We start from the raw sequence: 22,175 nt of genomic DNA on the forward strand, positions 1-22,175 counted from the left end.
TTCAGCCCTCCAGCCGCGCGCCGGTGCCCGCGTCGAAGATGCGCGCCGCGCCCGGGTTCGGGGACAGGGTGACGGGGCGGCCTTCGGCGACGGCCACGTCGTTCTCGAACACCGCCTTGATGCCGCCCTCCATGTGCAGGATCGTGCGCGCCCCGATGCGTTCCACGAAGGACACGGGCCGGGTGACACCGTCCTCCCCCATGCGCGCCTCCTCCGGGCGGAAGCCATAGACGACGTCCCGCCCCGTCGCGCGCCGCGCCGTCCGAACCTCCCGATCGTCCAGGGCGATCCGGCCCCCGCCCTCCAGAACGATGCCGTCGCCGTCGAGCATGCCGGGCAGGAGGTTCATCCCCGGCGCGCCGAGGAACTGGGCCACGAATAGGTTCGCGGGCGCGTTGTAGACCTCCAACGGCGTGCCGACCTGTTGCAGGACGCCGTGGTCCATGACCGCGATGCGATCGGCCATGGTCATCGCCTCCAGCTGGTCGTGCGTGACGTAGACCATGGTCTGCTCGAACCGTTGCTGCAGGGACTTCAGTTCGCGACGCATCACCGCGCGGAACGCGGCGTCGACGTTCGACAGCGGCTCGTCCAGCAGGAAGATCGCGGGCTCCATGATGGCCGAACGGCCGATGGCCAAGCGTTGCAGGATGTTGACGGACAGCCCGGCTGACGGACGGTCGAGGATCGCGCCGAGATCGAGGAAGTCGGCCATCTCGACCACGCGGCGCTCGATCTCCGCGCGCGGGGCGCCGTGCATGCGCGGCCCGTAGGCGAGGTTCTCGCGCACGGTCATGTGCGTGAAGATCGCATAGTTCTGGAACACGAAGCCCACGCCGCGCTTCTGCATCGGCAGCGCGGTGACGTCGCGGTCGCCGAACATCACCCGGCCCTCGCTGGGATCCTCCATCCCCGCGATGATGTTCATCGTCGTGGACTTACCGCAGCCGGAGGGGCCGAGTAGGGCGATGAACTCGCCGTCGTGGATCCGTAGATCCATCTCCTGCAATGCGGTGAAGTCGCCGAAGCGCTTCACGATCTGGCTCAGGTGAATCGAGGTCATGCGCGCTTCCCGGGCTTCGGCAGGAACGCCATGGCCACGCCCGCGACGACCGACAGCCCGACGAGGACCACCAGTCCCGCGGCGGCGACGTAGGACCACGCGAGCTCCAAGGTCATGATCTTGTAGAAGAATACGGAGATCGTCTCGGTCGCCACGCCGGGGCCGCCTGCCGTCATGATGAAGAGGGTGTCGAAGATCTTGAAGATCTCGATCACGCGGATGGCCAGGGCGATGACGATGATCGTCTTGATCTTGGGCAGCACGATCGTGCGGAAGCGTTGCCAGGGTCCCGCCCCCAGCAGGGTCGCGGCCTTCAGCTGGTCCTGCGGCACGCCCAGAAGCCCCGCCAGGAGGATCAGGAACATCAGCGGCGTCCACTGCCAGATGTCGGCGATCATCACGGCGACGATGGCGAGATCCGGATCGGTCAGCCAGCGGATGGCGACGTCCTGCCCCGATATCGCGGACAGCAGTCCGTTGATCGGTCCGTCCGACTGGAACAGCAGATAGAACATATAGCCCGCAACTGCGGGCACGATCATCATCGGCACCAGCATGATCGAGTACAGCACCCGCTTGCCGGGAAACTCGTCCATGAACAGCGTGGCGAGGCCCAGGCCCAGGAGGAACTCGACCGGCACGGCAACGACCACGATCAGGAGGGTCCGGCCCAGCGCGCCCCAGAACCGGTCGTCCGCGAACACGTCCTCGTAGTTCCAGGTCCCGGCCCAAAGGGTATAGGCCTCCGTCCAGTTGCGGCCCGACAACGGCGTCCAGTCCGTGAACGACAGGTAGAGTTGCATGAGGAGCGGGAAGACCGCGACGAACAGGATCAGGAGCTGCGCGGGGAGGGTCAGCCAGGTTCCCAGCCGCGTGGACGTGCCCCCGCCCGCGTCCTTGGCGTCGCGCACGGCGGTGCGAGCCACGGCGGCAGGGTCGGCTGCGGGCAGGGTCCGGCCGGTCGTGTCGGTCATTGCTTCAATGCTCCGAAGGTCAGGCCGCGGACGAGGTGCTTCTGGATGGCGATTCCCAGGATCACGGGCGGCACGGCGGCGATCAACCCCAGCGCGGCCTTCGCCCCATAGAGCTGGCCCGTCATCGAGGACGACAGCGATGCCATGTAGACGGGGATCGTCACCCATTCGCGCGTCGTGAGCATCAGCGCGATCAGATAGTCCGACCAGTTCAGGATGAAGACCAGCAGGGCCGACGAGGCCAGGGGACCGCGCATCATGGGCAGGGTCACCCGGGTAAGGACGCGGAAGCGCGAGCATCCCTCGACCAGCGCCGCCTCCTCGATCTCGCGCGGCATGTCGTCGAAGTAGGTCTTCATCAGCCAGAACGCGAAGGGCAGCGTAACGATGCCGTAGACCAGGCTGAGGCCCCACCACGTGTCGATCAGGTCGAGATAGGCCCACATCACCATCACGGGGATCATCACCGCGAGGGGCGGGAACAGCCGGAGCTGGATCAGCGCGAGGGGAAGGTTCCGGCCCGATCCGAAGCGCGACAGGCCATAGGCCGCCGCCGTGCCGGCCAGCATCGCGATGGCCGTACCCACGACCGACGACAGGAGCGATGCGAGGATCGGGCGGCCCGCCGTCCGCTCCAGGGCCACGATCAGCTCGGACGTGCGCTCGCCGAAGATGTAGCGGAAGTTGTCCAGCGTCGGATCCCGGGGCCACCACGTCAGCAGGTCGCCCGTGGCTGACCATTCCTGGATCGGCTTGAACGCCATCGACACCATCCAGAGGACGGGGATCAGCACGAAGATAAGCGCCAGCAGCAGGGCGGCCGTGCGGAAGACGTGGAAGGCGGGGGAACGCGTCATGAACGGCCTCGGGTCACAGGGGGCCATGCGGCGCGCGCATGCGCCGCGTGGTTGTCGTTCGGACCGGAACGGATCAGGACGGGACGGGATCCGTTATCGTGGGCCATGCGCCATTGTTGAAGGCGATGGCCTCCTGCAGCTTGTCCTCGCCGATGCGCCGCGCGATGCGCTGCCATTCCCGTTCGGTACGCTGCATGGCCTCCGCGGCGGTCTGATCGCCCGTCAGCGCGGCGACGAGGTTCTCGTCCAGCGCGTTGTGGAACGCCGTTGCGCCGGGATAGTTGATCGACGGCACGGCGCGTTCAATCGACCGCCGGATCGTCTCGACGTGATAGTCGTGATAGGTTTGGCGCACGAGCGGATCGTCCAGATGCGCGTTCTGCCACGGATCGAAGTAGCCGGCGGGGTTGGCCACCATCCAGGCGGAGATCTGCGGCCCGCCCAGCCATTGCAGGAAGAGATAGCAGGCCTCGGGGTTCTCCGCCTGTTCGGACACGGCGGCGGCGAGCGAGAACCACAGCAGCGAACGCGACACGAGATCGCCGTCGACCACGCGGCCCGGCGGCGCCCAGGAACCCAGCTTGCCGACCACCTGGCTGCCCTCGTTGCCCGGATTGTCCAGGAACTTGGGCATGTTCGACCAGGCGCAGGTCATGGCGGACGTGCCTGCGGCCATCGAGCCGTACTGTTCGGGCCACGACCACGAGATCGCGTCCGGCGCGTGATAGGACAGCGAGTCCACGTATTCCTGCGTCGCCTGGACGCCCGCATCCGAGTTTATGAGGATCGAGCCGTCGTCGGCGAACAGGAACCGGTTCGGGTTGCCCATCGTCGTATAGCGCCCGTACCAGTTGATGTAGCCCCAGCCCTGGTTCCGCAGGTCCGTGCAACCGTAGATGCGGCCATCGGTGTGCTGCGTGAAGAATTGCGCGGTCTCGTCCAACTCCGCATAGGTCCGCGGCAGCGTCAGCGCGCGGCCCGTCGCCTCCTGATGGGCGGTGTCCATCGCGTCGTCCTCGAACAGGTCGGTCCGGTACACCCAGGTCAGGAAGTCGCCATCGAGCGAGATGCCGTAGAAGTCGCCGCGGTACTTGTTCAGGAGGCTGACCCCCTGCTCGCCTCCGACATAGCCGTTGGGCGCGTCCCATTCGGGGCGATGCGCCGCGACGAAGTCGTTCAGGTTCACGATGCCGCCCGTTTCGGCAAGATCGCCGAGGCGGTTGTAGTCGACCGTATAGACGTCGTAGGTCCCCCCGTTCGTCGAGATGTCCTGAATGGCCTTCGTGAATTCCTGACCGGACGGCACGCCGATGATGTCGAGCGTGATGCCGGATTCGGCTTCGAAGAGGTCCTTGATCGAAGGTGCGCCTTCGGGGAACGGGGCGGTCAACTGGCCGATGGACCCTTCGGACAGGGCAAGCCGGATCGAGGACGGTGCGTTGCCCTCGCCGACCATGGCCTTCAGTGCCTCGATCGCCCGCCCTTCGGGTGTGTCGGCGCCGTATTGATAGGCCTCCGCGCCGTCGAACCCCGTGGGCCCCCCGATCGCGCCATCGCGAAGCGCGTCCTGCGCCCAGGCGCGACCAGGCCGGATGAACTGCGGCGCAAGCAATGCGCCCGCCCCCAGAACGGAGCTCTGGCGCAGGAACTGGCGTCGGGTGCTGCGAATGCGGCGGATCATGCTTCTTCCTCCCATGGATCCGGTCCGCGCATCGCCGACCGGATATCGTCCACGACGCTAGAAGCACCGCGCTCCGGCCGTCAACAAAAATCTTTGATCAAAAATGTTGACGTGGTCGCGTGGCGGGGTCTTGATGGGAACGCATCAATGGGAGGCCCACAATGGCGACGAGACGCAAGGTCATCGTGACGGCGGCGCTGACCGGCGCGATCCATACGCCGTCGATGTCGCCCCACCTGCCCGTCACGCCGGACGAGATCGTCGCGGAGGGGGTGCGGGCCGCGCGCGCCGGCGCCGCGATCCTGCATGTCCACGCGCGCGATCCGGAAACGGGCCGGCCGGATCAATCGGCCGACGCGTTCGCCGCGATCCTGCCCCGCCTGCGTGCCGAAACGGATTGCGTGATCAACGTCACCACGGGCGGCAGCCCCTTCATGTCGGTGGAGGAACGGCTGCGCCCGCTGGAACGCTTCGCCCCCGAGTTGGCGTCGATCAACATGGGGTCGATGAACTTCGGCCTGTACGGCATGCTGGACCGGTACGACGCGTTCCGCCACGACTGGGAGCCCGCGATGCTGGAAGCATCGCGCGACCTCGCGTTCCGAAACACGTTCCACGAGATCGAAACCATCCTTGCGGCAGGCCGTGACCGGGGCACCCGGTTCGAGTTCGAGTGCTACGACACCGCCCACCTCTACACGTTGAAGCACTTCATCGATCGCGGCCTCTATGACGGCACGCCCTTCGTGCAGACCGTGTTCGGGCTGCTCGGGGGGATCGGCACCCACCCGGAGGATCTGGCCCACATGCGCCGCACGGCGGACCGCCTGCTCGGCAGGGACTATGCGTGGTCGGTGCTGGGGGCCGGGTCGTCGCAGATGCGGATCGCAGCGATGTCCGCCGCGATGGGCGGCCACATTCGGGTCGGGCTGGAGGACTCCCTTTGGCTCGGGCCGGAGCGGCTGGCGGAGTCGAGCGCACAGCAGGTCGACATGGCACGGGGGATCCTGTCCAGCCTGTCCTGCGACTTCGCCACCCCAGACGATGCCAGGCACATGCTCGGACTGAAGGGCGCCGCCGCGACGGACATTCCGACGCTGGAGGATGCGGCCGCCCCCTAGCGCATGGCGGGCGGCTGGGGTTCGCCGTCGGGGCAGCCGACATCCGGATGCCGCGGCCCGATCGCCTATTCAGCCGCTTCCTGCGATGCGATTCCCCGCGTGATCGCGTTCATCGCCCGGTTCAGGTCGGATTGAAGCCCCCGCTGGAGGCGAGCCCGGTCGCCCCGCTCCAACCCTTCGATCATCTCCGCGTGATCTTGGTTCCCTTCCCCCAGCCAAGCCTTCTCGCGGAGCAGGTTCAGCATCGGACCATAGCGCAGCCAGATCGTCTCGATCATGTCGATGAGCTCGGCGTTGCCCGATGCTTCGTAGATCGCGAAGTGGAACTCGTAGTTCAGCTTCAGATACGCGCTGAGGTTCAGGGCCTTGCGTTCGAGCAGGTCGCCCATGCCCCGATGATGCTTCTTCAGGCGGGCGATCAGGGCCGGCGTGGCCGCCTCGGCCGCCAACTCCACCGCCCGCGTTTCGAGCAGGAGGCGAAGCTCCATCAGATCGGTCAGCTTCTCGACGCTCAGCTTCGGTACATGGACGGACCGTCGCGGGGGGCTTTCCAACGCCCCCAGAACGACGAGTTGCCCCAACGCTTCCCGGACGGGCATGTGGCTCGTGCCGAAGGCGTCCGCCAGCTCGTCGATGCGCAGTTTCTGGGACGGCTCGAACTCCCCCATCATGATCGCCGATTTCAGCGAATCGAATACCTGGCCCAGCACGGACCCCTGTTTCACGACCGAGAGCGGCATTCGCTGACCTCCATGCGGCAGTTACGCGACGCCCGTCACGATAGCACAACCCGACCATATCACCACAACCGATTTGATCTTTGATCAGACACGCGCGCGTGGGTTATCGGGTGGGGGAACACGCTTATGCAAATAACGTATTCAGTCCGCCCCCCGCATGATGCGTTTGCCGGATCCGAGGATCCGATCGACCGAATGCTTCGGGATGCCGTTCATTCAATGAAGCCATTCGATCACAGCGGTCGGGCCGAAAGCATCGCGTCGCAGTTAATGATATCAGTTGCGGGACGGATCGATCCCGGTTCCACCCGGTGCCTAGAGGGAGCGGCCGCCCGTCTCCTGCTCCAACCGCGCGATGGCGTCGCGGATGTTCTCCTCCGCCGGGTAGATTTCGGCGGCTCGACGGAAGGCGGCCAGGGCCGCATGCGGACGGTCCAGGATGTCCAGGATGACGCCCGCCCCGCCGAGCGCGCCGAAGTGCCGAGGCTCCAGGATCAGCACCTGCTCGATATCGGCCAATGCCGCGCCGTAGCGCTCCATGCGGAAGAACGTCTCCGCCCGGCGGTTCCAGCCCTCCGCGAATTCGGGGGCATGGTCCGTCACCGCCGTCAGATGGGCGATGGCCGTCGCGAAGTCGCCCTCCGCCGCCGCGCCGACGGCACGTTCCATCAGCAGGTCCAGGGCGGGGCTTCCCGAATGGGACCAGCGCTCCACAACCTCGCCGGCCAGCCGCGTGGCCTCCCCTGGGTCCCCTTCGACCGCCAACTCGTCGAGCAGGATGTCGGGATCGTCCGACAGCACGTCCTGCGCGACCGGGGACGTGGCGTAACACAGGGCGGCCGCCACGATCAGGGCCTTGAGGGAAACGCGGGACAGGGTCATCTTGCACCTCGAACGTGGGCGGAATGCCCGGATCGAAAGGGACACCCGCCATGAGCGACATCGTCAACGAAGCCGTCCGCCAACTGTCCGAGAAGATCGGGTCCTTCGATGGGTCCGTCAAGTTCGTCATCGAGGACGAGGGGTCCGTCATGGTCGACGAAGCCGGTGTCCGCGCGGGCGACGAGGACGCGGAATGCGTCATGAGCGCGGACGCCGACACGTTCCGCGCGATCCTCGACGGGTCGATGAACCCCACCGCGGCGTTCATGTCGGGCAAGTTGACCGTCGACGGCGACATGGGAACGGCCATGAAGCTGGGCGCCCAACTGGCCTGATGCGGGACGCCCCCTACCTCGCGGACGTCGCGGCCGAGGGCCTGGTCGGACGGGCCGTCTGGTCCGTCGCGTCCGATGGGGTGGAGGTCCGCGTCGGCGCGTGGCCGGGCGGGGATCGGGGCACGGTCCTGATCTTTCCGGGCCGGACCGAATACGTCGAGAAGTATTCGATGGTCGCGCGGGCCCTGGTGGCGCAGGGCTATTCGGCCACGGCCATCGATTGGCGCGGTCAGGGCCTGACGGAGCGCGCCGGTGGCCAGCTGGGCCATGTGCAGGATTTCGGCGATTATCAGCACGACGTCGATGCCTACGTCGCGGCAGTCCGGGCGATGGGGATGCCGGCGCCGTTCCATCTGCTCGCGCATTCGATGGGGGGCCTGATCGGCCTGCGGGCCTGCCTCCGCGGCGTGACGTTCGCGCGCGTGGCGTTCAGCGCGCCGCTGTGGGGCCTGCCCCTCCTGCCGCATATGCGCCTTCTGGCCTGGAGCGTCAGCCACGCCGGCGCGGCGCTGGGCCTGGGGCTGCGCGCGGTGCCCGGCAGCGGGGCGGCGGTGGACCCTGCCGGCGTCGCGTTCGAAGGCAACCTCCTGACCAACGACCGCGCGATGTTCGAATGGATGCGGCATCAGGCCGTGACCCATCCGGACCTCGCCCTGGCCGGGCCGACCCTGTCCTGGCTGCGTGCCGCCCTGCGGGAGATGGCGGAGGTCCGGGACATCCCCAGCCCCGCGTCCCTGCCCTGCCTGACCGTACTGGGCACCGACGAGGCCATCGTCGATCCCGATGCGATCCGCGCCCGCATGGCCGAATGGCCGGACGGGCGGCTGACGATGGTCGAAGGTGGGCGTCACGAGACGTTGATGGACGCGCCTTCGGTGCGCGACCGCCTTCTCGCTTCGATCGGGGCGCATTTCGGCGAGACGGCGACGATGGCCCCCGCGCAGCAGGCAGCCGACGCCGGCTGAAGGACCGTCACGGATCGGTCAGGTCGACAGCCGCCCCCCGTCCAGCCTGACCATCCGATCCATCCGTGCCGCGAGGTCGAGGTTGTGCGTCGCGATCAGCGCGGCCATCCCCGTATCGCGAACCAATGCGACCAGGGCATCGAAGACGGTGTCGGACGTCGCGGGGTCGAGGTTGCCGGTCGGCTCGTCCGCCAGCAGGAGCCCCGGGGCGTTGGCCAGCGCCCGGCAGAAGGCGACGCGCTGCTGCTCGCCCCCCGACAGCTCCGCCGGGCGATGCGTTTCGCGGTGGGACAGGCCCACGCGGGACAGCAGGTCGCGGGCGCGGTTCCGCGCCGTGCCGCCGTCCCGTCCAGCGGCGAGTTGCGGCAGGGCGACGTTCTCGAGCGCCGTGAACTCCGGCAGGAGGTGATGGAACTGGTACACGAAACCGATGCGGTCGCGCCGCGCACGGGTCCGGGTCCGGTCATCCGCAGTCGACATGTCCGCGCCGGCGACGGCCACGGTCCCCGCATCGGGCGCGTCCAGGAGCCCCGCGATGTGCAGCAGCGTCGACTTGCCGGCGCCCGAAGGGGCGACCAACGCGCAGACCTCGCCGGCGCACAGCGTCAGGTCGATGCCGGCCAGCACCTCCACCCGTGCGGCTGTACCCTGACCATAGGCCTTCGTGACGCCGGCCAGGCGCAGCACGTCATTCATAGCGCAAGGCTTCGACCGGATTCATGCGGGCCGCACGACGGGCGGGGAACAGGGTGACGAAGAAGGACAGGCCCAGCGACAGCGCGACGGCGGACAGCACGTCGCCCCATTCCAGGCGTGCCGGAAGGGTGGACAGCAGGCGGACCGACGGCTGCCAGACGCCGCCGCCGGCGACCCAGTTCACGATCTCGAAGATCGGATCGATCCAGATCGCGAAGGCGCACCCGAGCACGACGCCGATCGTCGTCCCGACCACCCCTATGCTGGCGCCGCACAGGAAGAAGACCCGCAGGATCGAGCCCTGGGACAATCCCATCGTTCGAAGGATGCCGACGTCCCGCCCCTTGTTCTTGACCAGCATCACCAGGCCGGAGGTGATGTTGAGCGTGGCGATGAGCACGAGGATCGACAGGATGATGAACATGATGTTGTCCTCCATCTGCAGGGCCTGGAGGAAGGCGCCGTTGCTGTCCCGCCACGTCCAGAGATAGGCGTCGTCGCCCGCCGCGCGCGCCAGGGCGGGCGCCAGGTCCCCCACGCCTTCGGGGTCTGCGGTCGTGATCTGGATCTGGTCCACCTGCCCCTGGCGATTGAAGTAATCCTGCGCCTCGGCCAACGGCAGATAGGCGCGGACCCCATCGATGTCGTACCGACCAACCTGGAACACGTATGCGACGGTGTACGCCTTCACCCGGGGCGAGGTGCCGAATGCGGTCCGTACCCCGTCGGGCGAGATGATCCGGATGCTGTCGCCTGCCGTGAGACCCAGGTTGCGCGCGATGCCCGCGCCGATCGCGATGCCCCCCTCGAAGTCGTCCAGGCTGCCGGCGGCGGTTTCCGGTTCGGCCACGCGGGGGATGGCAGCGAGGTCGGCCGGCCGGATGCCAATGACCTGCACCCCCGCGTTGCGGCCGTTGGCAGACGCCATCACCTGCCCTTCGACCACGGGCGCCGCATGCGTCACGCCCGGCACCGCCGCCAGGGCCTCGGTCCGCGCGTCGAAGTCGTCGAAGGTCCGCACGATCGGACCCCGTTCCGACGCCCGCCCCGTCGAGAGGACCTGCACATGGGGGTTCGCGCCGACGATGGTTCCGACGAACTCGTATCGGAAGCCCGACCGCACCGCGAGTGTGGCGATCAACGCGAAGACGGCCAGCGCGATCCCGACCAGACTGATCCACGTCATGACGCTGATGCCGCCGTCCGCCCGACGCGCGCGCAGATAGCGCCACGCGATCATCCATTCGAAGGGCTTAAACATGGGGCCCTCCCGGCCGCGTCGGTCGGGGACCTAGGTGCGGCGGCTGGGAGGTAGGGTCAAGTGGGGCGCGACGTCACGACGGTGGACCGCGACGGGGAGAGCGGGCGCAGCGAAACGACGCGCCGACCGATCCATCCCACCGCGAACGGCTCGCCGATCCGAAGGTCCGAGGCGCGACGCCCTGCGATGGGTCCGCGCCAGGGCGGGACGCGATGCAGCCAGGACGGTTCCCAATGGACCGGGGGCTCCAACCGGGGCTCCCCACCCCTACGACTATTCAAAATCGGCCGATGGGGCCGTGCGACGGATGCATCATCGGGACCTCCATCACTTGCGTATCGGCCCGATTGGGTTCCCCCTCGCAGCCGCCACGCATGTCCGACCGGCGTGCCCGGCAAATGGATCCCGGTAGAGCAGATCGCACCGATGGACGGGTCGTTCGCCCGCACGACCATGGGCGCCGGCATGGGCGCCGGCATATCCCCGGACAGGCTGCATGGAGCGTTGCGGCCAGCGTTCTGTCGCAATCCCCCTGATCCGTGCGACCGCTCCCCCGGGACCGTCCGCGTAAGAATGCCCGAAGGCCGACAGAGGATAGCGACGGGTCCGCTCAGGCCGTCATCCCGGCGAGGTGCAACGTCGCGGAACCGCCGATGCTTCCGTGACCCATCGTGCCCGCCCGCGACCAAGACGCCGCCTCCACAGCGACGCAGGACTACGCGTAAAAGAGAAGGGCGGGGATCGAACCCCGCCCTACCCGTCTATACGACCGGCTCGCCATGCGAGCCGAACTGATCGTCTCAGCCGCGGCGACGCGCGCCGACCCAGCCCATCAGACCCAGACCGGCGGCCAGCAGGGGCAGCGCGGCGGGGACCGGAATGACCGCGCCATCCGAGAACTGCAGGTTGTCCAGCGCGAAGTCATCGTCGGTGAACCCGCCGATGGCGGCGCTGCCGAAGGTGATGGTCGTGAACGCCATGTCGGCTTGAAGGCCGAAGAAACCGGTGAAGCCCGGATCGGACAGAGTGAACGTCTCGACGACGGTGCCGTCCAACGCGATGGTCAGGCCGCTGTCATTGCCGATGCCGTTCGTCCCAATGAACCCGTCCTCGCTGGCGCCGAAGTCGGCCCCGAAGAACGTCGTCGCGTTCGGCAGCGTGATCGTGACCGACTGCGTCAGCGGGTTGGCAGGGTTGGTGGCCGAGCCGGTGTTGTCGACCGACAGGAACAGCACGTCCTCGACGATCGCGTTGTCGGCGCTGGGCGCGTTCGGCGAGACCTGGGTGCCGGTCGTCGGGAACATCGTGTTGTCGAGCAGCGTGCCGTTCGCGAAGCCGGAGAAGTCCTCGACCTGCGAAACGGAACCGAAGGCGGCGTTGAACGCGGCCCGCGCAGCCGTCGCGTCGGCGCCGGTAGAGCCCTGGAATGTCTGCGTGACCGAGATTGCGGAAGCGGCCATGGGGACCGCCGCGGCGACTGCGGCAAGAGTAATGGTACGTAGGGTCATCAATATCCTCTTGGTCTTCGATGTGATCGTTAAGGTCTGTTAACTTTCTCCGCTCCGCAGCGCAACACCGATATCGTCCTCATTTCGGAAACGGTCTCGTGCGTTCATCGGGTGCTCAAACGATGAGCGCATAAATATCCTTGAGCCGCGCCACTGCCTGTTCCGGAGACATTTCCTCCGCCTCGCCCGTCCGGCGGGACGTCAATTCCACCTTGCCGTTCTGCACGCCGCGGGGCCCCACCGTGATTCGCCAGGGCAGGCCGATCAGGTCCATCGTAGCGAACTTGGCCCCCGCCCGCTCGTCGCGGTCGTCGTAGAGCGGTTCCAGACCTTCCTTCGTCAGCTCGGCATAGATCCCCTCGCAAGCGGAATCCGTCGCCGCGTCGCCCTGGCGCAGGTTGACGATGCCCGCGTGGAAGGGGGTCACGCCCTCGGGCCATACGATGCCGCGTTCGTCGTGCGACGCCTCGATGATCGCCCCGACCAGGCGGCTGACGCCGATGCCGTGCGACCCCATGTGGACCGGGACGGGCTTGCCGTCGGGCCCCTGGACCGTGGCGCCCATCGCATCGGAATACTTCGTTCCGAAGTAGAAGATCTGCCCCACTTCGATGCCCCGCGCCTCCCGCCGGTGCTCCGCGGGCGTGCCGGCGAACACGTCTTCGTCGTGGGTATCGTCCGTACGGGCATAGAGGGACGTGAACTCGTCCAGCACGCCTTGGCACTGCGCGCGGTCGTCATAGACGATGTCGCGGTCGCCCAGCCGGATGTCCTCGATCCGGGCGTCGTAGAAGACCCCCGACTCGCCCGTATCGGCGAGGATCAGGAACTCGTGTGTATAGTCGCCACCAATGGGACCGCCTTCCGCCTTCATCGGTATCGCCTGCAGGCCCATCCGCTCGTAGGTGCGAAGATACGTGACCAGGTGCCGGTTGTACGCATGCTTCGCGTCGTCCTCCGTCAGATCGAAGGTGTAGCCGTCCTTCATGTAGAACTCGCGCCCGCGCATCACGCCGAACCGGGGGCGCGTCTCGTCGCGGAACTTCCACTGGATGTGGTAGAGCGTGAGCGGCAGGTCGCGATAGGAGTTCACCGCGGAACGGAAGATGTCGGTGATCATCTCCTCGTTCGTGGGCCCGTACAGCATGTCACGGCCGTGCCGATCGCTCAGGCGTAGCATCTCCTTGCCGTAATCGTCGTACCGCCCCGATTCCTGCCACAGCTCCGCCGGCTGGATCGTGGGCATCAGCATCGGAATATGTCCCGCGCGCTGCTGTTCCTGATAGACGATCGCCTCGATGTTCTTCAGGACCTTCCAGCCCAGCGGCAGCCACGAATAGATCCCCGCCGCCTGCTGCCGGATCATGCCCGCCCGCAGCATCAGGCGATGGCTGGCGATCTGCGCGTCGGCGGGGTCCTCCTTCAGGACGGGCAGGAAGTAGCGGGACAGGCGCATGAGGTCGGGCTCCGGGCAGATGACCCGACGGGCGATAGCCGCGGGCGATGGTTGGGGCAAGCGAGCGATGCCGGGCCCGGGCCCGCGTTAGGCGCCGGCCCGATCACGCGTCCCGAAACGCTAAGGGACCCCGACCCGTTTCGGATCGAGGTCCCCGTGCGGGATCACCGTGGCGACGGACGCGTGCAGCGCACGCCCCGTGCGTCGGGACCCATCAGTTCGGCAAGAGGACGCCGTCAACGACGTGGATCACGCCATTGGACTGCATGACGTCCGCGACTGAGATCGCGTAGACGTTGCCGCTTTCGTCGTAGACCACCGGCGCGCCGTCGCGCAGGCCGACGGACAGCGCGTCGCCCGACACCGTGGTCAGGTCGGCCGTTCCGCTTCCCGCCATGCCGAGGAGATCCTCGGACGTCAGGCGGCCCGGCACGACGTGGGCCGTCAGCACCTTCGTCAATTGATCGCGGTTCTCTTCCATCAGAAGCGTGTCGACGGTGCCGGCGGGCAGAGCCGCGAAGGCATCGTCCGTGGGCGCGAACACGGTGAACGGCCCTTCGGATTTCAGCGTATCCACGAGGCCCGCGGCCTGTACGGCGGCGACGAGCGTGGTGTGGATCGGCGAGTTCACCGCGTTGTCGACGATGTCCATGTCGGCCATCATCGCAGCCCCGCCGACCATCGGGTTCTCGGTCGCGTGCCCGTCGGCGGCGGCGCCGTGGCCGAACAGGATGACGGTTGCGACGAGGGCGGCGGTTGATTTGAGATTCATCGTGAGGTCCTTGCTGGGCGACGCGTCGGTGCGCCGCGATGTCCAAAGACACGAGTGGAGGGCCGCAAAGGTTTCGCGCGGCGGTCGCGACGCCCCGCCGGACGATCGTTCGCCAGACGGTCACGGTCGGGAGCCCGTGGTGGCGCTAGGGATCCACGCGTCCCCGCAGCTTCTTCACCTCGCCCCTCTGCTTCTTGCCCTCCAGACGCCGCCGGACGCTGCCCAGGGTGGGGCGGGTCTTGCGGCGGCGCTTGGGTTCGTGGAGCGCGGAGCGGACCAGTTCTGCCAAACGGTCGCGGGCGATGTCGCGGTTGCGGGCCTGACTGCGTTCGTCCTGGGCGAAGATCACGACGGCCCCGTCCTGCGTCCAGCGGCGGCCGGCCAAGCGTTTGAGGCGGGCCTTCTGAGGACCGGACAGATTGGGGGAGCGCGCGGCCTCGAACCGCAACTCGACGGCGGTGTTGACCTTGTTGACGTTCTGCCCGCCGGGGCCCGAGGACCGGACGAACTGCTCCGTCATCTCCCAATCGTCCAGGGACACGCGGTCGTCGATCCGCAGGCTCACTTCGCCGTGCGGACCACCGGCTCCGCCCCCATGCTGGCGGCGAGCGACTTGAACCGCGCCTCCGCGACCTCGCCGAACAAGGCCTCCCCGTCGCCTCGGGGCAGGGTCAGCTCCAGTACCTGCTTCTTCGGATAGTGGTGCAGCGTGCCCATCAGACCTGGATCCTGGGCGCTGAACATTGCACCGAACCGCATGGCCTTCCCCACCACCTCGGCCGAGGCGATGTCCTCGGCGGACAGCAGATCCGCCAGGGGGGCGAAGGACGTGCCTTCGCGCTTGTTCTTGTAGCGGTGCAGCAGGGCCAGACCCAGGAACACCCGCTCCGAATGGGTCAGCCCGCCCAGGTTCGCGCGCGTCGCGTTGTCGAAGCACACCTCCGCGCGATAGTCCGGATGCGCGCGCCAGGACACGTCGTGCAGCAGGCAGGCCGCGCGGATCAATCGGCGTCGGCGGTCGCCGGCGCGGGCGAACAGGGGTCGTACGAACCGGTACAGCACGCGTCCGAAGCCGGGCAGGCGCGCGTCCTTGGCCTCCGCGAAGCGGCAGGATTCGATCAGGGGGTCACGCTCGCGCAGGATGTCGGGCATCTGCTCGTAGAGCAGGCCCTCGCGGATCCCATAGCTGCTGATCGCGATCTCGCGCGGCCGAAGGGTCGCCGCGACGCGGCTCAGCACCTCCGCGGCGAGGGGGACCAGCGACATCCGCGCCTGCGAGGTCGAGGTCCGCTTCCCCAACTCCGCCAGATCCTGCGTGGGGATGTAGTCCAGGGTCGTGCGCAGGTCGCGGGCGGTCATCGTGTATTCGTGAAGGACGTGCAGCGGATAGGCGCGCCGCTCCATGTCGATGCGCGCGATGGCCCGCCACGATCCCCCGACGAGGTACAGCCGTTCGCAGCGCGACGTCCCCAGCGTGTCCAGCATGGTGGCCAGGCCGGAATCTATCTCGGTCCGCCGCTTAGCCTTGCCCTTGATGCCGTCCAGCTTCAACGGGCCCAGCTTGCCCGACACGGCCCCGCCAACGGCTCCCCCGTCCAGGACGGCCAGTTCCATGCTGGACCCGCCGATGTCGCACATGATGCCGGACGCCTCCGGCCATCCCAACAGGACCCCCTGCCCAGACAGCCGCGCCTCCTCCGCGCCGTCGATCACGTGCAGGGTCAGGCCCGTCCGCGCCTCCACCTCGGCCCGGAAGGCGGGCCCGTCCTCGGCCTCCCGCACCGCGGCGGTGGCCACCGCGGTCAGCGAGTTGGCCTCCATGCCGCGTGCCAGGATGGCGAAGCGTTCCAGCGCGGCCAGCGCGCGGACCCTGCCCTTCGGGTTCAGCAGCCCCGTCTCCGCCAGACCCGCGCCCAATCCGCAGAGGATCTTCTCGTTGAAGAAATAGGCCGGCGACCGGGCGGCCCCGTCGAAGACGACCAGCCGGACCGAGTTCGATCCGACGTCGATCACCCCCACCCGCCGCAGGTCCCGCGCCTCCGGCCCGTCGAACAGGGGCTTGCCGAAGGGGCCGTATCCTTCGGGATCGTCGTCGACCATCGTGCCTTCCCCCGGGCATGGTGCGCTTCGGCGGACAGGTGGCACGGGGGCGGCGATCTGGTCAATCGGCGGTTCGGGAGGGGCGGTTGGACGGAACGCCGTGCTGCGCTAGCCTTCCCGGAACGCCACCGACGAACCACCGCAGGGAACACCCGACATGATCCGCTTCGCCATCACGCTCGCCGCCGCCGCAACTCTCGTCGCGACCACGGGTTGCACCACCCGGCAGGTCGTCGAGAACACCGGCGACGCCGCCCTCGGCGTGACGAAGATCGCCGTGCGGGGTGCGGCCGGCGCGGTCCGGCTGGCCGGACGCGGCACGGTGGCGGGCGTCCGTCGCCTGACCGAGGCGAGGGGCGACCTCGCCGCCGGTACGGAGGTGTGCTTCGACGGCGACGGCGAGGTGATCGGCGTCGTGCAGGTCATCGACGGCGACCGCACCTGCGTCCTGCTGAACAACGCATGAGGGTCCGGAACGCGCCCCGTCCCCGGGGCCACGCCGGTCACCCCACCGAATGCGTCAGGGTCGGCGCATCCCCCGCCCCGGCGCTGCCGCGGCCCGACAGGGACGGGTTCTCCATGAAGAAGCGATGGCAGCTGAACGGGTTGTCCAAGTCCGCGACGTCGGCACGGACCCATTCTCCGCAGGGCTGCAATACCCAGGACTGAGCCAGATCCGCCATGTTGGCGGCCATGATCTGGTCCACGATCTGCGCCTTGACCGTGGGATTGACGCATTCGACCAGCGTTTCCACCCGGCGGTTCAGGTTGCGGCCCATCCAGTCCGCGCTGCTGATATAGACGCGGGCCTTCTTCGATGGCAGGCCGCCGCCGTTGCCGAAGCACACGATGCGGCTGTGCTCCAGGAAGCGGCCGACGATCGACTTGACCCGGATGTTGGGGGACAAGCCTTCCACCCCCGGGCGCAGCCCGCAGATGCCGCGCACCACCAGATCCACCCGGACCCCCGCCCGCCCGGCGACATAGAGCGCGTCGATCACGTCTGGTTCGATCAGGCTGTTCATCTTCGCCCAGATCACGCCGGGACGGCCCGCCCGGACGTGATCGACCTCCGCCGCGATGGACCGCAACAGGTGGTCCTTCAGCGATGACGGCGAGATCGACAGGTTCTCCAAACCGTCGGGGGGCGCATAGCCGGAGACGTAGTTGAACACCTTCGTCGCGTCCCGCCCCAGCGCGGGGGCACAGGTGAACAACGACAGGTCCGTGTAGATCCGGGCGGTGATCGGATGGTAGTTGCCCGTCCCGAAGTGGGAATACGTGACCAGCCGTCCGCCTTCGCGCCGGACCACGGTGCTGATCTTCGCGTGCGTCTTGTACTGCGTGAACCCATAGACGACATGCGCTCCCGCCCGTTCCAGGCGGCGCGACTGCCGGATGTTCGCCGCCTCGTCGAAGCGGGCCTTCAGTTCCACGAGGGCGGTGACGGTCTTGCCCGCCTCGGCCGCGGCACACAGGGACGCCACGATCGGGCTGTCGCGCGACGTGCGGTAGAGCGTCTGCTTGATCGCCACCACGTCCGGGTCGATCGCCGCCTGCGCAAGGAAGCGGTTGACCATGTCGAACGTCTCGTAGGGGTGGTGAAGCAGCATGTCCTTCGAGCGGATGGCCGCGAACATGTCCCCATCGTGGTCCAGCACGCGTTCGGGCACACGCGGCGTGAAGGACGGCCACAGCAGATGGGGGAAGTCGTCGAGCACCAGCTCCTTGAGGTTGGCCAGCCCGATCATGCCGTCCACCTGCACCACCTCGGCGTCGGTGATCCCGATTTCCTCCAACACCTCGTCCAGCAGGGCGTCCGGCGCGTTCGCGGTGACCTTCAGGCGAACGATCTCGCCGCGGCGACGGCGCTTCAGCGCGGTCTCGAACTCGCGGACCAGGTCCTCGGCCTCCTCCTCGACCTCCAGGTCGCTGTCGCGAAGGACGCGGAAGGCGAGGTGTCCGGCGAGGTCGTAGCCCGCGAAGAGGCGGCCGATCTGCAGCAGGAGTAGGGATTCGAGCGGAAGGAAGCGCACGGTGCCGTCGCCCGCGTCGGGCAGGCGGATGAAGCGATCGATCTGCGCGGGGATCGGAAGCAGGGCACGCAGGACACGGCCGTCGGCGCGTCGGCGAAGCTCCACCGCGAGGGCGAACCCCTCGTTCGGAATGAAGGGGAACGGATGCGCGGGGTCGATGGCCAGGGGGGACAGGATGGGGAAGACGGCGCGCAGGAAATGGTCCGCCATGGCCGCGCGGTCGTCGGAGGACAGGTCCTCCGGCGACAGGATGCGGATGCCCGCATCGTGCATCTGCCGGCACAGCGTCTTCCAAACTTCCTGCTGCGACTCCAACAACTTGCGGGCATCGCCGTCGATCAGCACCAGCTGCTCGGCCGGGCTGCGGCCGTCGGCGGCGGGGGTGGTGTTGCCGGCGCGGGCGAGTTCGCGGAGGCCGGCGACGCGGACGGTGGTGAACTCGTCCAGGTTGGCGGCCGAGATCGACAGGAAGCGCAGGCGTTCGAGCAGGGGGACGCGGGGGTTCGACGCCTCCTCGAGCACGCGCCAGTTGAACGCGAGCCAGGACAGCTCGCGGTTGAAAAACCGTTCAGGACCAAGTGGATCCAGGTCGTCCAGGGCCACGGGGTCCGGCACGGGGGCGTGCAGGAAATCGGCGGGGCTGGGGGGCGACTCGTCGAGCATGCGCGGCGCGTATCCGAATGGTATGACGGCAGTGTCACAACCTATGCATCGCGGCGCGAACTTCCAGACGGGCGCCGGCCCCCTGTCTGCACGGCGTCTGCTCCGCGTCTGCGGAACGTCTGCTCCGCATCCGACGGGACCGCGACGCGGGCGCGGCGGCGGGATCGGCCTAGTCGTCGCCCAGGACGTCCCGGGCCAGGGTCTCGTTGACGGGCTGGCCACGCTCCAACCCGGCGGCATCCAGCCGGGCTACGACGTCGATGGCGGCACGGTGGGTCCGCTCCATCCGGCGCAGCAACCAGCCGACCAGCGCGGGACGGATCGCGACCTGGCGGTCGGCGAAGAGCTTGACGAGCAGCATCGACAGCATCGCGTCGTCCGGCGCCTCGATCACGGCGGGCGTGAGCGACGCCAGGCGGCTGCGCAGGTCGGGCAGCGCCACGTCCCAGTCGGCGGGGGCCGCGCGGCCCGTCAGCAGCAGCGGCCGGCCCGTGCGCGCCATCGCGTTCCACAGGTGGAACAGCGCCGTCTCGTCCACGCCGCGATCCGCGTCCTCGACCGCCAGGGGCCCGGTGGCCAGATCGGGGGCGTCCGACGCCCGCAGGGCGCGGGCGGGCAGGATGCGGGCGCCGGCCCCATCGGCCCAGATGGCCGCGAGGTGCGACTTGCCCGACCCCTGCGGTCCCACCAGGGCCAGGCGGGCGTCCGCCCAGGACGACCAGCCGTCCATCAAGGCGACCGCCCGCGCGTTGGAGGCGGTGACCATGTAGTCCTCCCGCCCCCTCGCATCGCGGCGGGGCTGGGGAAAGGCCAGCTGCCGCGCGTTCATTCGGCGGCGTCGCGTGGCCGGGGGGGCGGACGCGGCGTGGGATCGGCCCCCTGGTACAGTTGGCTGTCCTTGTATTCGGCCACGAGGAAGCGGGCGACGACGCCCAGCGCGGCGGCGACGGGCACCGCGATGAGCATGCCGACGAACCCGTAGATCGCCCCGAAGGCCGACAGGGCCAGCAAGAGCCAGACGGGGTGCAGGCCCACGGAACTGCCGACCAGCTTCGGGGTCAGGATGTTGCCTTCGATGAACTGACCGGACACGAAGATGCCAGCGACGAGCGCGATGGACGTCCAGTCGGTGCCCCCGCCCGAATCGCCCCAGAACTGGAACAGCGCCAGGCCGATGGCGAGCGCGCCGCCGACGATGGCGCCGACATAGGGGATGAACGTCACCAGCCCCGCGATCGCGCCGACGACCAGGCCGAACTGAAGCCCGACCAGCATCAGCCCGAGGGAGTAGTACGTCCCCAGGATCAGGCAGACGGTCAGCTGCCCGCGCACGAAGGAGGCCAGCGTGTCGTCGATCTGCCGGGCGAGGCGACGGATCGTGCCGACGTGGTCGCGGGGCAGCAGGTCGTCGATCCGCGCGATCAGGTTGTCCCAGTCCAGAAGCAGGTAGAAGGCGACGACGGGCACGACGACGATGAAGACCAGCGCGTTGACCACGCCGAACACGCCCGCGAGGATCTGCTGAACGAGCGCGCCGCCGCGTTCGCGCACCAGCGCGCCCGCGTCGTCGAGGCCGTTGCGCAGCATGCTCCCCTCCTCCAGCAGGTCGGGAAAGCGGACCTCCAACCAGTCGCGCAGCGCGTCGAGGTATCCGGGCGCGGCCTGGATCAGCGCCGTGCCCTCGCGCACCAGGGTGGGGATGACCAGCAGGACCAGCGCGACCAGGATCAGGACCGCGGCCAGGGTTATGACGGTCGTGGCCGCGGCGCGCGGCAGTCCCACCGCCTCCAACCGATCGGCCAGCGGGTCCAAGATGTAGGCGATGGCCCCCGCCACGACGAAGGGCAGCAGGACGGGGCCGAGATACCACAGCACGATCAGGAAGACCGCCGCGGCGATGCCCCAATAGATCGTCTGCTGGCGGACGGGCAGTGCCATCGGGCGGCTCTCCGGCGGTTGGACGCGCCCGTGATGCCCCGCGCGGGGGTGCGGGGGCAAGGCGGGATGCGGCGTCAGGCCGCCGCCCGCTCCAGCGCCGGGTACCGCGCGCCCAGGCTGACGCCGCGTACCGCGAACGACACCATCAGGGCGGCCCATAGGCCATGGTTGCCCAGGGGCGGCACGAGGATCAGAAGGGCCGCGGCATAGACCGCCAGCGACAGCAGCATCATGTTGCGCATGTCCCGCGACCGCGTCGCGCCTATGAAGATGCCGTCCAGCATCCAGGCATAGACGCCGATCAGGGGGGCGGCGACCATCCAGGGCAGGAAGTCGCGGGCGGTTCGGCGCACATCCGGGTCGGTGGCCATCAGGTCGACGATCGCGGGGCCGCCCAGTGCGAAGGCGAGTGCCAGCGCGGCGGTGAGCGCGACGCTCCACCCGCCGGTCAGCAGGACCGACCGGCGCAGGCGGGGCAGGTCGCGCGCGCCGTAGTACCGTCCGACGAGCGCTTCGACCGCGAAGGCGAAGCCGTCCATCGCATAGGACGTGACGTAGAGGAATTGCAGCAGGACCTGGTTCGCCGCCAGCGCCACGTCCCCGAACGCCCCGCCATAAAGCAGGAACGACGTGAAGATCGCCTGGATGGCGACCGATCGGATCATGATGTCGGTGTTGACCGTGGCCATGTTGCGCAGGCGGGCCGGGTCGAGGACGCGCGCACGGGCGCGCCAGGCGGGGTTGGCAAAGGCGTCCCGGCACAGCCAGAGTCCCAGCGCCGCGCCACCCCATTCGGCGGCGAAGGTGGCCCAGGCGACGCCCGGCACGCCCAGACCAAGCCCCAGGACGAACGCGACGCTGAGCGCGATGTTCGCCCCGTTCATCGCCAGCTGGATCACCAGCACAGCCGCGCTACGTTCCTGCGCGATCAGCCAGCCGGTCAGACCATAGACCGCGATCGCGGCAGGCGCGGACCAGATGCGGATGGCGAGGTAGTCGCGGGCGAGCGCTTCGACCGTGGGGCTGGCGGGGGCCAGGGCGAAGGCCGCCGCGAAGACCAGCGGCTGCAGGAGGATCAGCACGGCCCCCGCCCCGCCCGCGATCAGCAGGGCGCGTGTCAGGAGTGC

21 protein-coding genes are annotated in these 22,175 nt (G+C 68.5%); 4 read left to right on the plus strand and 17 right to left on the minus strand.

The window, feature by feature from the left end; translation table 11 throughout:
• Position 1: 1 nt before the first annotated feature.
• From P0084_RS11595 to P0084_RS11610, 4 genes are all read right to left on the minus strand, one after another.
• Positions 2 to 1,063: an ABC transporter ATP-binding protein gene (locus tag P0084_RS11595; protein WP_308917013.1), complete on the minus strand. Its 1,062-nt coding sequence runs from the start codon at positions 1,061 to 1,063 to the stop codon at positions 2 to 4.
• Positions 1,060 to 2,037 (minus strand): carbohydrate ABC transporter permease, encoded by a 978-nt coding sequence (locus P0084_RS11600; protein ID WP_308917014.1) that lies wholly within the window; start codon positions 2,035 to 2,037, stop codon positions 1,060 to 1,062. Before P0084_RS11600 ends, P0084_RS11595 begins: the two co-directional genes overlap by 4 nt.
• A complete protein-coding gene (locus tag P0084_RS11605; RefSeq protein ID WP_308917015.1) occupies positions 2,034 to 2,894 on the minus strand; it encodes a carbohydrate ABC transporter permease in 861 nt (286 codons plus the stop codon). The genes P0084_RS11600 and P0084_RS11605 overlap by 4 nt, the downstream gene beginning before the upstream one ends.
• A gap of 73 nt (positions 2,895 to 2,967) precedes the next feature.
• Positions 2,968 to 4,575, minus strand: a complete 1,608-nt coding sequence (locus P0084_RS11610; RefSeq protein ID WP_308917016.1) for an extracellular solute-binding protein — start codon at positions 4,573 to 4,575, stop codon at positions 2,968 to 2,970.
• Positions 4,576 to 4,736: 161 nt separating this feature from the next.
• On the opposite strand from P0084_RS11610, the gene P0084_RS11615 reads away from it, so the two are divergent.
• Positions 4,737 to 5,696: a beta-keto acid cleavage family enzyme gene (locus tag P0084_RS11615; protein WP_308917017.1), complete on the plus strand. Its 960-nt coding sequence runs from the start codon at positions 4,737 to 4,739 to the stop codon at positions 5,694 to 5,696.
• A 65-nt stretch (positions 5,697 to 5,761) separates the two neighbouring features.
• Here the strand turns inward: P0084_RS11615 and P0084_RS11620 are convergent, their stop codons facing one another.
• Together P0084_RS11620 and P0084_RS11625 are read right to left on the minus strand one after the other, a co-directional pair.
• Complete coding sequence (locus P0084_RS11620) at positions 5,762 to 6,436, minus strand: GntR family transcriptional regulator (protein ID WP_308917018.1); 675 nt, start codon at positions 6,434 to 6,436, stop codon at positions 5,762 to 5,764.
• 315 nt (positions 6,437 to 6,751) lie between these two features.
• Complete coding sequence (locus P0084_RS11625) at positions 6,752 to 7,318, minus strand: tetratricopeptide repeat protein (protein WP_308917019.1); 567 nt, start codon at positions 7,316 to 7,318, stop codon at positions 6,752 to 6,754.
• Positions 7,319 to 7,368: 50 nt separating this feature from the next.
• Between P0084_RS11625 and P0084_RS11630 the strand changes: the two genes are divergently transcribed.
• Entirely contained in the window at positions 7,369 to 7,653 is a 285-nt protein-coding gene (locus tag P0084_RS11630; RefSeq protein ID WP_308917020.1) for an SCP2 sterol-binding domain-containing protein, read from the plus strand.
• A complete protein-coding gene (locus P0084_RS11635; protein WP_308917021.1) occupies positions 7,653 to 8,618 on the plus strand; it encodes an alpha/beta hydrolase in 966 nt (321 codons plus the stop codon). Before P0084_RS11630 ends, P0084_RS11635 begins: the two co-directional genes overlap by 1 nt.
• 18 nt (positions 8,619 to 8,636) lie before the next feature.
• On the opposite strand, the gene P0084_RS11640 is transcribed toward P0084_RS11635, so the two are convergent.
• The 7 genes from P0084_RS11640 to P0084_RS11670 form a co-directional block, all read right to left on the minus strand.
• Positions 8,637 to 9,314, minus strand: a complete 678-nt coding sequence (locus tag P0084_RS11640; protein ID WP_308917022.1) for an ABC transporter ATP-binding protein — start codon at positions 9,312 to 9,314, stop codon at positions 8,637 to 8,639.
• Complete coding sequence (locus P0084_RS11645; protein ID WP_308917023.1) at positions 9,307 to 10,575, minus strand: lipoprotein-releasing ABC transporter permease subunit; 1,269 nt, start codon at positions 10,573 to 10,575, stop codon at positions 9,307 to 9,309. Before P0084_RS11645 ends, P0084_RS11640 begins: the two co-directional genes overlap by 8 nt.
• An 800-nt stretch (positions 10,576 to 11,375) precedes the next feature.
• The gene (locus P0084_RS11650) at positions 11,376 to 12,083 is read right to left on the minus strand and encodes a hypothetical protein (RefSeq protein WP_308917024.1); all 708 of its coding nucleotides are present in this window, start codon (positions 12,081 to 12,083) and stop codon (positions 11,376 to 11,378) included.
• 115 nt (positions 12,084 to 12,198) lie between these two features.
• Positions 12,199 to 13,539, minus strand: a complete 1,341-nt coding sequence (gene proS / locus P0084_RS11655) for a proline--tRNA ligase (protein WP_308917025.1) — start codon at positions 13,537 to 13,539, stop codon at positions 12,199 to 12,201.
• Between the two features lie 214 nt (positions 13,540 to 13,753).
• Complete coding sequence (locus tag P0084_RS11660) at positions 13,754 to 14,311, minus strand: fasciclin domain-containing protein (RefSeq protein ID WP_308917026.1); 558 nt, start codon at positions 14,309 to 14,311, stop codon at positions 13,754 to 13,756.
• Between the two features lie 145 nt (positions 14,312 to 14,456).
• Entirely contained in the window at positions 14,457 to 14,876 is a 420-nt protein-coding gene (arfB, locus tag P0084_RS11665) for an alternative ribosome rescue aminoacyl-tRNA hydrolase ArfB (RefSeq protein WP_374213643.1), read from the minus strand.
• Positions 14,873 to 16,411 carry a Ppx/GppA family phosphatase gene (locus tag P0084_RS11670; protein ID WP_308917027.1) on the minus strand — a complete coding sequence of 513 codons (1,539 nt, stop codon included), beginning with the start codon at positions 16,409 to 16,411 and terminating at the stop codon, positions 14,873 to 14,875. Before P0084_RS11670 ends, arfB begins: the two co-directional genes overlap by 4 nt.
• A 157-nt stretch (positions 16,412 to 16,568) precedes the next feature.
• Between P0084_RS11670 and P0084_RS11675 the strand changes: the two genes are divergently transcribed.
• Positions 16,569 to 16,877 (plus strand): hypothetical protein, encoded by a 309-nt coding sequence (locus P0084_RS11675; protein WP_308917028.1) that lies wholly within the window; start codon positions 16,569 to 16,571, stop codon positions 16,875 to 16,877.
• A gap of 37 nt (positions 16,878 to 16,914) precedes the next feature.
• Here P0084_RS11675 and P0084_RS11680 read toward each other — a convergent pair whose 3' ends face one another.
• The 4 genes from P0084_RS11680 to P0084_RS11695 form a co-directional block, all read right to left on the minus strand.
• Positions 16,915 to 19,110: an RNA degradosome polyphosphate kinase gene (locus P0084_RS11680; protein WP_308917029.1), complete on the minus strand. Its 2,196-nt coding sequence runs from the start codon at positions 19,108 to 19,110 to the stop codon at positions 16,915 to 16,917.
• Positions 19,111 to 19,279: 169 nt separating this feature from the next.
• The gene (locus P0084_RS11685; RefSeq protein ID WP_308917030.1) at positions 19,280 to 19,939 is read right to left on the minus strand and encodes a P-loop NTPase family protein; all 660 of its coding nucleotides are present in this window, start codon (positions 19,937 to 19,939) and stop codon (positions 19,280 to 19,282) included.
• Positions 19,936 to 21,048, minus strand: coding sequence for an AI-2E family transporter (locus P0084_RS11690; protein WP_308917031.1), 1,113 nt, complete (start codon positions 21,046 to 21,048; stop codon positions 19,936 to 19,938). The genes P0084_RS11685 and P0084_RS11690 overlap by 4 nt, the downstream gene beginning before the upstream one ends.
• Positions 21,049 to 21,122: 74 nt before the next feature.
• A partial coding sequence (locus P0084_RS11695) for an MATE family efflux transporter (RefSeq protein ID WP_308917032.1) occupies positions 21,123 to 22,175 on the minus strand: 1,053 nt, incomplete at its 5' end.

It is taken from the genome of Jannaschia maritima (genome assembly GCF_030973515.1).
Lineage (GTDB): Bacteria > Pseudomonadota > Alphaproteobacteria > Rhodobacterales > Rhodobacteraceae > Jannaschia > Jannaschia maritima.

Coding starts and splice junctions, on each gene's coding strand:
- proS (WP_308917025.1), bottom strand. CDS start 13,539: ATGCGCCTGTCCCGCTACTTCCTGCCCGTCCTGAAGGAGGACCCCGCC.
- P0084_RS11605 (WP_308917015.1), bottom strand. CDS start 2,894: ATGACGCGTTCCCCCGCCTTCCACGTCTTCCGCACGGCCGCCCTGCTG.
- P0084_RS11640 (WP_308917022.1), bottom strand. CDS start 9,314: ATGAATGACGTGCTGCGCCTGGCCGGCGTCACGAAGGCCTATGGTCAG.
- P0084_RS11595 (WP_308917013.1), bottom strand. CDS start 1,063: ATGACCTCGATTCACCTGAGCCAGATCGTGAAGCGCTTCGGCGACTTC.
- P0084_RS11650 (WP_308917024.1), bottom strand. CDS start 12,083: ATGACCCTACGTACCATTACTCTTGCCGCAGTCGCCGCGGCGGTCCCC.
- P0084_RS11620 (WP_308917018.1), bottom strand. CDS start 6,436: ATGCCGCTCTCGGTCGTGAAACAGGGGTCCGTGCTGGGCCAGGTATTC.
- P0084_RS11685 (WP_308917030.1), bottom strand. CDS start 19,939: ATGAACGCGCGGCAGCTGGCCTTTCCCCAGCCCCGCCGCGATGCGAGG.
- P0084_RS11675 (WP_308917028.1), top strand. CDS start 16,569: ATGATCCGCTTCGCCATCACGCTCGCCGCCGCCGCAACTCTCGTCGCG.
- P0084_RS11600 (WP_308917014.1), bottom strand. CDS start 2,037: ATGACCGACACGACCGGCCGGACCCTGCCCGCAGCCGACCCTGCCGCC.
- P0084_RS11615 (WP_308917017.1), top strand. CDS start 4,737: ATGGCGACGAGACGCAAGGTCATCGTGACGGCGGCGCTGACCGGCGCG.
- P0084_RS11690 (WP_308917031.1), bottom strand. CDS start 21,048: ATGGCACTGCCCGTCCGCCAGCAGACGATCTATTGGGGCATCGCCGCG.
- P0084_RS11660 (WP_308917026.1), bottom strand. CDS start 14,311: ATGAATCTCAAATCAACCGCCGCCCTCGTCGCAACCGTCATCCTGTTC.
- P0084_RS11670 (WP_308917027.1), bottom strand. CDS start 16,411: ATGGTCGACGACGATCCCGAAGGATACGGCCCCTTCGGCAAGCCCCTG.
- P0084_RS11645 (WP_308917023.1), bottom strand. CDS start 10,575: ATGTTTAAGCCCTTCGAATGGATGATCGCGTGGCGCTATCTGCGCGCG.
- P0084_RS11625 (WP_308917019.1), bottom strand. CDS start 7,318: ATGACCCTGTCCCGCGTTTCCCTCAAGGCCCTGATCGTGGCGGCCGCC.
- P0084_RS11610 (WP_308917016.1), bottom strand. CDS start 4,575: ATGATCCGCCGCATTCGCAGCACCCGACGCCAGTTCCTGCGCCAGAGC.
- P0084_RS11630 (WP_308917020.1), top strand. CDS start 7,369: ATGAGCGACATCGTCAACGAAGCCGTCCGCCAACTGTCCGAGAAGATC.
- P0084_RS11635 (WP_308917021.1), top strand. CDS start 7,653: ATGCGGGACGCCCCCTACCTCGCGGACGTCGCGGCCGAGGGCCTGGTC.
- P0084_RS11680 (WP_308917029.1), bottom strand. CDS start 19,110: ATGCTCGACGAGTCGCCCCCCAGCCCCGCCGATTTCCTGCACGCCCCC.